This window comes from Proteiniclasticum sp. C24MP (genome assembly GCF_043951855.1).
Classification (GTDB): Bacteria; Bacillota; Clostridia; order Clostridiales; family Clostridiaceae; genus Proteiniclasticum.
In genome coordinates, this window is record NZ_JBINJW010000027.1 from 25,153 (window position 1) to 34,629 (window position 9,477).

The 9,477-nt window shown below is 44.8% G+C and carries 11 protein-coding genes, 1 tRNA gene and 1 riboswitch; of the genes, 4 read left to right on the plus strand and 8 right to left on the minus strand.

The features are described from left to right. Window positions 1–13 precede the first annotated feature (13 nt). From ablA to ACHAL6_RS13520, 4 genes are read right to left on the minus strand one after another with little or no spacing between them, the layout of a single operon-like run. The gene (gene ablA / locus ACHAL6_RS13505; protein ID WP_395271192.1) at window positions 14–1,267 is read right to left on the minus strand and encodes a lysine 2,3-aminomutase; all 1,254 of its coding nucleotides are present in this window, start codon (window positions 1,265–1,267) and stop codon (window positions 14–16) included. A 14-nt stretch (window positions 1,268–1,281) separates the two neighbouring features. Beyond that, on the minus strand, window positions 1,282–2,322 hold the full coding sequence (locus ACHAL6_RS13510; protein WP_395271193.1) for an L-erythro-3,5-diaminohexanoate dehydrogenase: 1,041 nt from the start codon (window positions 2,320–2,322) through the stop codon (window positions 1,282–1,284). A 22-nt stretch (window positions 2,323–2,344) separates the two neighbouring features. Continuing rightward, window positions 2,345–3,166 (minus strand): 3-keto-5-aminohexanoate cleavage protein, encoded by an 822-nt coding sequence (locus tag ACHAL6_RS13515; RefSeq protein WP_395271194.1) that lies wholly within the window; start codon window positions 3,164–3,166, stop codon window positions 2,345–2,347. Next, window positions 3,166–3,555, minus strand: coding sequence for a hotdog domain-containing protein (locus ACHAL6_RS13520; RefSeq protein ID WP_395271195.1), 390 nt, complete (start codon window positions 3,553–3,555; stop codon window positions 3,166–3,168). Before ACHAL6_RS13520 ends, ACHAL6_RS13515 begins: the two co-directional genes overlap by 1 nt. 76 nt (window positions 3,556–3,631) lie before the next feature. Then, window positions 3,632–3,803, minus strand: a riboswitch (Lysine riboswitch). 266 nt (window positions 3,804–4,069) lie between these two features. Here ACHAL6_RS13520 and ACHAL6_RS13525 point away from each other — a divergent pair. Further along, window positions 4,070–4,627: a dihydrofolate reductase family protein gene (locus ACHAL6_RS13525; RefSeq protein WP_395271196.1), complete on the plus strand. Its 558-nt coding sequence runs from the start codon at window positions 4,070–4,072 to the stop codon at window positions 4,625–4,627. Window positions 4,628–4,657: 30 nt separating this feature from the next. Beyond that, window positions 4,658–5,125 carry a pyridoxamine 5'-phosphate oxidase family protein gene (locus tag ACHAL6_RS13530; protein ID WP_395271197.1) on the plus strand — a complete coding sequence of 156 codons (468 nt, stop codon included), beginning with the start codon at window positions 4,658–4,660 and terminating at the stop codon, window positions 5,123–5,125. A 201-nt stretch (window positions 5,126–5,326) separates the two neighbouring features. On the opposite strand, the gene ACHAL6_RS13535 is transcribed toward ACHAL6_RS13530, so the two are convergent. The 3 genes from ACHAL6_RS13535 to ACHAL6_RS13545 form a co-directional block, all read right to left on the minus strand. Continuing rightward, the gene (locus tag ACHAL6_RS13535; protein ID WP_395271198.1) at window positions 5,327–5,575 is read right to left on the minus strand and encodes a hypothetical protein; all 249 of its coding nucleotides are present in this window, start codon (window positions 5,573–5,575) and stop codon (window positions 5,327–5,329) included. Window positions 5,576–5,677: 102 nt separating this feature from the next. Next, entirely contained in the window at window positions 5,678–6,835 is a 1,158-nt protein-coding gene (locus tag ACHAL6_RS13540; protein WP_395271199.1) for an iron-containing alcohol dehydrogenase, read from the minus strand. An 8-nt stretch (window positions 6,836–6,843) separates the two neighbouring features. Continuing rightward, the gene (locus ACHAL6_RS13545) at window positions 6,844–7,239 is read right to left on the minus strand and encodes a secondary thiamine-phosphate synthase enzyme YjbQ (RefSeq protein ID WP_395271200.1); all 396 of its coding nucleotides are present in this window, start codon (window positions 7,237–7,239) and stop codon (window positions 6,844–6,846) included. 218 nt (window positions 7,240–7,457) lie between these two features. Between ACHAL6_RS13545 and ACHAL6_RS13550 the strand changes: the two genes are divergently transcribed. After that, window positions 7,458–8,567, plus strand: coding sequence for an ABC transporter ATP-binding protein (locus ACHAL6_RS13550; protein ID WP_395271201.1), 1,110 nt, complete (start codon window positions 7,458–7,460; stop codon window positions 8,565–8,567). A 10-nt stretch (window positions 8,568–8,577) separates the two neighbouring features. Next, on the plus strand, window positions 8,578–9,297 hold the full coding sequence (locus ACHAL6_RS13555) for a PucR family transcriptional regulator (RefSeq protein WP_395271202.1): 720 nt from the start codon (window positions 8,578–8,580) through the stop codon (window positions 9,295–9,297). Between the two features lie 96 nt (window positions 9,298–9,393). Here the strand turns inward: ACHAL6_RS13555 and ACHAL6_RS13560 are convergent. Beyond that, a tRNA-Asn gene (locus tag ACHAL6_RS13560) sits at window positions 9,394–9,468 on the minus strand. Window positions 9,469–9,477: the final 9 nt, after the last annotated feature.

Genomic DNA, 9,477 nt, shown 5'->3' on the forward strand with positions numbered 1-9,477 from the left:
ACAGCCCTTTCATTTACGATCTGGCCTTGCGGAGTACTTCGGAATTTCCGATGTTGATGGCATCGCCCTCAAGAAGGGAGGATATGCCTATATTCTCCACTTTTCTCTTTCCCTGGCATACTTCACACTGACAGGTTTCTTCATAGGAGTCCGGTTCCGTATAGGTAGTGATGACCCCTTCAAAATTTCTGAGAATGACCTTATGAGTGCCCTGACTGATCACATAGTTCGGCATGACAGGAATCTTTCCGCCACCGCCTGGTGCATCCACCACAAAGGTCGGTACACTGAATCCTGACGTATGTCCACGAAGCCCTTCAATGATTTCGATCCCCTTGGATACGGGAGTTCTGAAGTGTTCCAGCCCCATGGAAAGATCGCACTGATAGATGTAATAAGGTCTTACTCTGATTCTCACAAGGCCATGGACAAGCTCCTTCATCACATGGACACAGTCATTGATTCCCTTGAGAAGAACAGACTGGTTCCCAAGAGGAATTCCGGCATTGGCCATTCTTTCGCAGGCGGCTTTGGATTCTTCGGTGATTTCCGAAGGATGGTTGAAGTGGGTGTTCACCCAGATGGGATGATACTTCTTCAGCATATTCACAAGATCCTCGGTGATTCTCTGAGGCATGACCACAGGCACTCTACTGCCGATTCTTATGATCTCCACATGAGGAATGGCACGCAGCTTCCTGATGATGGCTTCCAGTCTTGCATCACTCATGAGCAGAGCATCTCCGCCCGAAAGAAGCACATCACGGATGCCTGGTGTATTTCTGATATAGTCGATGGCCTTATCGATTCTGTCGTTGCTCATGGGACTGTCTGTCTGTCCGGCAAAGCGTCTTCTCGTACAGTGTCTGCAGTACATGGAGCACTGATCTGTAATGAGAAGCAGCACACGATCCGGATATCTGTGAGTAAGACCAGGCACCGGAGAATCTTCATCTTCATGCAGGGGATCCATGAGATCCGCATTGGACGTCATGATCTCCATGGCGGAAGGAACTGCCTGAAGTCTTACCGGATCCCTGTGGTTCTCCTTATCCATAAGTGTCAGGTAGTATGGCGTAATCGCCATTCTAAGGGATTTCGTGGCTTTCCTTGCTCCTGCTTCTTCTTCTATTGTGAGAGGGAGATATTTCTTAAGATCCTCTACTGTTTCAATTCGATTCTGTACCTGCCACAGCCAGCTGTTCCATTTCTCATCTGGCACATCCGGAAACATTTCTTTCCTGTTATTCTCTGCAAATCTGTTCATCACATACTTCCTTTCTATACATAGAGTTCTTCAAAAATTTTTCTCAGGGCTTCTGACTCTCTCAGCTCCTCCAGAGTGATTTCAGCATGACCTTTGGTGTAGCCGTTTCCTACTATCATCGTCACATCTTTCCCTACCCCTTCTGCCCCTAACGCAGCCTTGGTGAAGCTGGTGGCCATGGAGAAGAAATAGACGATTCCTCCGTCTCTTACGGGCAGAATGGTGCTCATTTCCGTGTTCTGCACATTCACCACATTGATGGCAATGTCATATTCTCTTCCTCCATTCATCTCCAGTGCCCTGTTCATGACCTCCACTGGTTTTCTCGCATCTCCTGAGAAGGCCTTGTGACAGAATCGGTTCTTAAGAAGCAGCTCCAACGCTTCCTCTCGAAGGTCCGTTGCCACTACATTTCCTGTGGGTCCTACTCTCTTCATGGCCTCATAGGCACACATCATCCCTGATTTCCCAGTTGCTCCCAGAATCAGAACACTGTCTCCAGGCTTCACCATTTTCGCCACCTGGGCAGGTGCTCCTGCCACATCCAGTGCTGCAAGTGCCAGATTCTCATTCATGTCCTTCGGGAGCTTCGCATAGATTCCTGATTCAAAGAGAATGGCTTTCGCTTCCACTTCCACACGGTCGATGTCTTTTTTGATGTCCTTTATCTTCTCGATCTTAAGCGGTGTCAGGGACAGTGATACCAGTGTGGCAATCCTGTCTCCTGCCTTAAGATCGATCTTATCTTTCAGCGCATCCCCGATCTCTTCTACGACGCCGATGAGCATGCCACCGGAACCGGTGACGGGGTTCTGCATCTTCCCTCGATCCTCTACGATTTCCATGATCTTTCTGCCGATTTTCTCCGTATCATGTCCCGCTTCTTCTTCGATCTGCGTGAAACTTGCAGAATCGATATTCAGCGCAATGACATCCACCAGAATCTCATTGTCATAGATGTCCATATCATTATCAATTTTAAGTGCCGCCTGTGGCAGAACTCCTTCCGGGCTTATGACCCGATGGGTGCCATATCTGCATCCTGTTTTCTTCATCGTCACTTCCTCCAAATGGTAGTTATTTACTGATGCCCAGTATCTGTCTTGCTTCATGAGGTGTAGCCACTTCTCTTCCAAGAATGCCTGAAAGCTCCACCACTCTTTTCACAAAGTCTGCATTGGACTCCGCCAGCTGGCCTTTCTTTAGATAAATATTATCTTCAAATCCCACTCTCACATGGCCTCCCAGAAGAATCGCCATGGTGCTCAGCGGAAGCTGCACTCTGCCGATGCCCGAAACCGTGAAGGTGCTTCCCTCAGGGAGCGATTCGGAAAGATAGATGAGGTCTCTTGGTTCTCCTGAGATCCCGCCATTGACCCCCATGACCAGATTGAAATGCATGGGTGATTCGATGTGACCTTTTTTCATGAGTCTCACGGCCATATCGATCATGCTTTTATCAAAGACTTCACATTCCGGCTTGATGCTTCGATCTTTCATTCTTTTTGCGAATTCGATGATCATGTTTTCCGTATTGACGAAGATCTCATCCCCTCCGAAATTCAGGGTTCCACAGTCAAGGGTCGCCATCTCAGGCGAAAGCTCCAGCGGCTGAAGCCTCTCGTCTGCACTCATGCCTACAGCACCACCGGTACTGGGCTGAATGATCACATCCGGGCACACTTCTCTGATTTCCTTCATGCAGGCTGCATATCTCTCCTTGCTCTGTGTCGGCGTTCCATCATCTTCACGGACGTGAAGATGAATGACGGATGCACCTGCATCATAAGCCTTTTTCGCCTCGTTTCTGATTTCCTCAATAGTATAGGGTACATTGGGGTTATGTTCCTTCGTCACTTCCGCTCCGCAGATGGCTGCGGTGATAATGAGTTTCTCCATTATTCCGATTCTCCTCTCTGCTTTTCGAGCGGGACGACACAGGTTCCCACTGCCCTGCATACGACGATGGGTTCCTTCAGCACATCACAGGCGGACTCGCTAAGGTCTCCTCTTGGAACGATGACTTTTCTCGCTTCAAATTCCATTTTTCTGGAAGTCTTTCCTTCCTTGATGATTCTCCCCACTGCCTCTATATAGTCCCCGGCGTAGACAGGTGCCAGAAACTCCACTTCCTCATAAGCCCTGAAGAGCCCTTCATCCCCATCTCTCCTTATGAGAAGCTCCGTAGCCACGTCTCCGAAAAGCATCAGCATTCTGGCTCCATCCACAAGACCTCCCCCATAATGCGCATCATGGGCACTCATTCTTAACCTGATCATTGCTTCCATTATTCTTTCCCCCTTATCCTCCACTGCATCATCCTTCAAAAAAGCACAACAAAAAAGAGCACCTTTATGTTTTAAAAACATAAATAGCGCTCCATGTATACCTACATGACAGTGATAGGCTTTGTGCCTTTTCACCAGGATCTGCAGAAAAACCCTTTTGCTGCATTCCTTCGGCGGCCAGCTATTCATGGTAAAAGAAGGGTTTCATATCATTACCATTACCTTCTGGTCGCTCCTCTATTTAGAAACGATGATTATGTGCGTTATCGTATCTATTATACTCTGTAATCGTTTAATAAATCAACATCCAGATAATAAATTGTCATATTTTTTTACTATTGACATGTTCACTTTACTAAACCGTTACTATTTATGCAGAATATCTCCATATTATTAAGACTAAACGCATATTCATGCTTCTGTCCTTCCGAAGAGATGTACTCTGTTTCTTGACAGGTTTCATTGCTCTATGGGACTTCAGCTGATATACTGACAAAAAAGGGGGTGTTACGAAGTGTCAGGAAAGAGAAGAATTCTGCTGGATCTGGCTGTAACTCTTGATGGATTCATCGAGGGAACACATGGGGAAATCGACTGGTGCATCATGGAACCGGAGATGGATTTCAACAGTTTTCTGGATCAGGTCAATACAATTTTCTTCGGACGAAAGAGCTACGAATTATGGAAAGAATTACTGTCTGATGATGATATCACCATGGAAGACAGAGAAATGCTTGCACGCATCAGCAGCATGGAGAAGTACGTTTTTTCAAGAACCCTTGCGTCCACGCCCGATTTCACGGTGTTGTCGGAGCATCTGACGGATGAAGTAGAGAAGATTAAAGCGCAGCAGGGAAAGGACATCTGGCTCTATGGAGGCTCTGATCTCATCACCACCTTCATGGAGAACAATCTCGTCGATGAATACAGACTCTCCGTTCATCCTGTACTTCTGGGAGAGGGAAAACCGCTTTTCACCGTTACCAGCAGGAGGAATCTTCTTTTAAAGAAAGTGAATACTTATCCATCTGGTGTTGTGCAGCTGATCTACCATCCAGCTGATCGGCCTTGAGAATAAAATTTGATTTATAAGGAGATGCCTATGTTTCGTGAACCAAGACGCAAAAACAGAACCTTACCCGAAGAACACATTGAAGAGATTCTTAAAGAAGGTCTCTATGGAGTGCTGGCTACCACAGGAGTAGATGGCTATCCTTACGCAACACCCCTGAGCTACATTTACCATAACGGAAAAATCTACTTCCACTGTGCTCCTTCAGGAATGAAAATGGAAAACATATCCAATTGCGATAAAGTCTCCTTCACTGTAGTCACCGATGTGGAGACACTCCCGAACCAGTTTTCCACAAGATACAGAAGCGTTGTTCTATTTGGCAGAGCAAAGGTTATTGAAGGCAGTGAAAAAGATGCCGCACTGGAAGAGATCATAGAGAAGTACGCACCTGATTTCATAGATCAGGGGCAGCTGTACATCAAAGGCAAGAAAGAAATCACTTCCATTATAGGTATTGAAATTGAATATCAGACTGCCAAAGGCAGACTGGAATAAGCAGCAAAAAGAGAAAGCAAGGCCAGACTTTGCTTTCTCTTTTCAGGTTCTATAAAAAAATACTGTGCATACTGATAATTTAAAAGGGGTTCCAACGAACCTCTTTTGGTGTCTGATTATTTTATGCTATAGCTGATCTTACTATAGCCTGGGATTATGCGATGAAATAATGGATAAGTGGTGGCAGAATCAGTAAGAGGGCTAGAAAGAAAGCAGCAGCCTCGTAGTCTTCTGAGATAACACTGCCTTTTCTTCCCCTTTGTACCATCCTTTAAACTGCCATCTATTTCTGTAAATCACAAACAGGATAACCAGGACAGCCACAGCACCTAACCACTCAAATCGAGAAACACCCATGGACTTATAAACGATGCTCAGAACCATGGAGTAAAAACTTCCTGATATGAAAAAGATCAGGAGGATTCGCAGTACCTCTAAAAACAATCTCATTGCACACTACCTCTCATACTCTTGTTTATCTTTATGTTCTCTGAAACTTTGAAAGCAATCTATTTCCACCATAATATCCATGCAGAATCTCTTATGCAGATCCTACAATGCCTTTTTCAGAAGATCTGAAAGTTCTTCATAGGTCAGCACGATGGGATTCCCTTTCATGCTGCTGGCTCTCATGGACTTTTCAATGATTTCTCTGAAATCTTCTTCCGTCATGCCGAATTCTCTGAACTTGGGTATGGAAAGATGTTCACACAGGTCCATGACCCATTTCATCCCGTCTTCAATGGAAGCGTCTCTGTTTCCTGTCAGAATTTCAGCTGCCTCCTTGTATCGGGCAATGGCTGGATTCTCCTTTTCTCTTTCCATCAGCGCCTTCACGTTGGTCTCTATGGAATGAGGCAGCAGCCCTGCACAGACGATTCCATGAGGGATGCCATACATGCCGCCAATGACGCCGGCAAATCCATGGACTACCCCAAGTTTCGCATTGGCAAGAGCAATTCCACCGAAAAGACTTGCCAGAAGCATTTCTTCCCTGGCTTCCAGGTTCTCGCCCTGGTCGTAGGCTTTTCTGAGAGACCTTGAAGCGAGCCGCATCCCATCTCTGCAGAATGCATCCGTCATGGGATTGGCCAGATGGGAGACAAAAGGCTCGATGACCTGTGTCAGAGCGTCAAGACCTGTGCTTGCTGTAACGCCCTTCGGCATGGAGACCGTGAGAAGCGGATCAAGCAGCACCAGCTCAGGAACCATATAGGAGCTTCGAAGGCTTACCTTCACCTTGTGCTCTGAAGAGCTGATGACTGCATTCTTTGTGACTTCTGCGCCTGTTCCTGAGGTGGTTGGTATGGCGATGCAAGGTGCAGATGGATTGGAAAGGGCCTTTCCTTCTCCGATGACTTCCAGATAGGATAAGATGTCACCTTCATTCTCCAGCATGGCGGCGATGATTTTTCCGCTGTCGATGACGCTTCCGCCTCCACAGGCGATGACCATGTCGCACTTTTCATCTCTTGCCAGATCCAGTCCTACTTTTGTGGTATCAAGGCTTGGTTCATCTGTCACTTTGAAGTGAGCGGACTTCACACCCTCTTCCTCCAGATAGCCTCTGATCTTCTCTGCGACTTCTCCTCTGCTTCCTGTCACGATGAGGGCTTTCTTCCCGAAGGGTTTTGAAAGCGCACCGATCCGGGCCAGTCCGTCTCTTTCAAAAATAATCCGATCCGATGTCATAAACTCAAATTTATTCATTCTCTTCCCTATCCTTCCATAATCTTCACGAATACGTTTCTGTTTCGTGGTCCATCAAATTCACAGAAGTAAATGCCCTGGTAACCGCCAATGACAAGTTCTCCCTCGTCAATGATCATTTCCAGTGAAAAATTGAACAAACTGGATTTAATATGGGCTGCAGAATTTCCTTCTTCATGCTTATAGTCGTTCTCAAAGGGGATCAGGTTGTTCATGGTTGCAAGCATGTCCACCATGACATTGGGATCCTGATATTCCGTTATGGTTACAGCCCCTGTTGTATGAGGAACAAAGAGCAGGCATATACCTGACGCTACCCCACTTTCCTTCACCAGTCTTTTTACCTCGTCAGTGATTTCAATCATATCCGTTCTTTCTTTCGAATCCACTTTCAGTTTTATCATCTTGACTTTCCTCCTGTATTTATAGTTTATTTCCACTCTACTCTCATGATATCATTATCCACATGCAAATCAAATGCGAAGAAGTTTTATAAAAATGAACTTTTTATGGTGAAAGAGAAATCTTATAATCAATATCCAGTAAGAATTGTGCATTCTGTCAATAGATTTCAGATCGGTTATGAATTACCATGGAAACAAATGAAAGGAGCTGAAGTATTTTGGCAAGTGTAGAATTACAGAATGTATGGAAAAGATATTCAGGAAATGTAGACGCAGTAAAAGATTTCAATCTTAAGATAGAGGATAAGGAGTTCGTCATTTTTGTAGGGCCATCTGGATGCGGAAAATCCACAACTTTACGAATGATTGCTGGACTTGAGGAAATAAGTGAGGGTACAATAAAGATAGGTGATCGGATCATCAATGATGTGGACCCCAAAGACAGAGATATTGCCATGGTTTTCCAGAATTATGCGCTCTATCCCCATATGACGGTTTATGACAATATGGCTTTTGGTCTGAAGCTGAGAAAAATCTCAAAGTCTGAGATCGATGAAAAAGTGACTGAAGCGGCAAGAATTCTGGATATTGAACATCTGCTGAAAAGAAAGCCGAAAGCTTTATCTGGAGGGCAGAGACAAAGAGTTGCCTTAGGAAGAGCCATAGTAAGAGATCCCAATGTATTCCTTATGGATGAGCCGCTTTCGAATCTTGATGCGAAGTTAAGAGTACAGATGAGAACAGAAATATCAAAGCTGCATAGCCGTCTGGAAACAACCTTCATCTATGTCACCCATGACCAGACTGAAGCCATGACCATGGGAACAAGAATTGTCGTCATGAAAGACGGAATTATTCAGCAGGTGGATGCACCTCAGGAAATATATGATCATCCAGCCAATGTATTTGTAGCCGGATTCATCGGATCACCACAGATCAATTTCCTGGAAGCTCAGGTAGTTTCCCAGAACGGAAATATCTATCTGGAATATGATGAAACGCTCATTCCACTCTCCAGCGAAAAAGGAAAGATCCTTCTGGATAAAAACCTTGTGAATAAACAGGTCATATTCGGTGTGAGACCGGAGCATATCAGCTATGAAGAAGAATTCATTGAAAAATTCGGTACACCGACTTTCAGTGCTAAAGCAGAAGTGACAGAAATCATGGGCGCTGAATCTTATCTGTATTTCAGAAAGAATCAGGATGAAATTACTGTAAGAGTTAATGGTAATACAAAAATCAGACCTGGCGATACTGTAAATCTTGCTTTCAGAAGCGATAAAATTCATGTATTTGATAAGGAGACAGAACTCTCACTATTTTAAGGAGTCAGTTATGATGAATCCCGAAAATACGAATGAAAAAGATGCATTACATGCCATGAATATGGATACGATCAGAAATGCTTTATCAGGAGAATCAGAGAATAAGTATGATGCTTATTCTCCTATTCTCGTGGGAACTGCAGAAATGCAGGAAGCATTTCTTTTTCTGAAAGAATATTTCGGCAAAGAAACGGTAATCATTGAACTGCAGGAAAGCCTTCTTGTTCTCATAGATGCAGCCGAAACAGAAGCGGTGGCAGAAGCACTGAATACCGCTTTTCTGGAGAACTTCTTCAATTCATCCACTGTGCTCTATATGAGAAACGGGAGGAATCTGCGCCTGGAAGAGAAGACACGGATCCTTCTCTCAAATCATGATCTGATTCGTCGCAGCCGGAGAGATTATCGAATCGCAACATCAGAAGATCTGGCCCTGCTTTCTCTTGCTGACGGTCTCACAGATGACATCAGAAACAGATATATGAATGAGATCGTTCCATTTTATAAACAGCTTTCACCCGAACTCAGGCTGACTCTTATGAGATTCTACGAAGAGAATCTTTCTATGAGCAGAACTGCAAAGAAACTGTTCATTCACAGAAACACTTTAACTTACAGAATAGGAAAGATCCAGCAGATTACAGGGCTTGATATCCGAAAAATCAATGAAGCTCTGATGCTTGTCCTGTCATCCTATCTGATTGACGATTCTCCCAACGATATCCTATAAAAACCAAAAGCCTCTTAGGTTCTTCCTAAGAGGTTTTTGGTTTCCGCTCTATCATATTTATCATATTAAAAAGCTCTCAGCATAAGCTGAGAGCTATGGCTCCGCGAAAAGGACTTGAACCTTCAACCTATCGGTTAACAGCCGAGTGCTCCACCATTGAGCTATCGCGGAATAATGAAT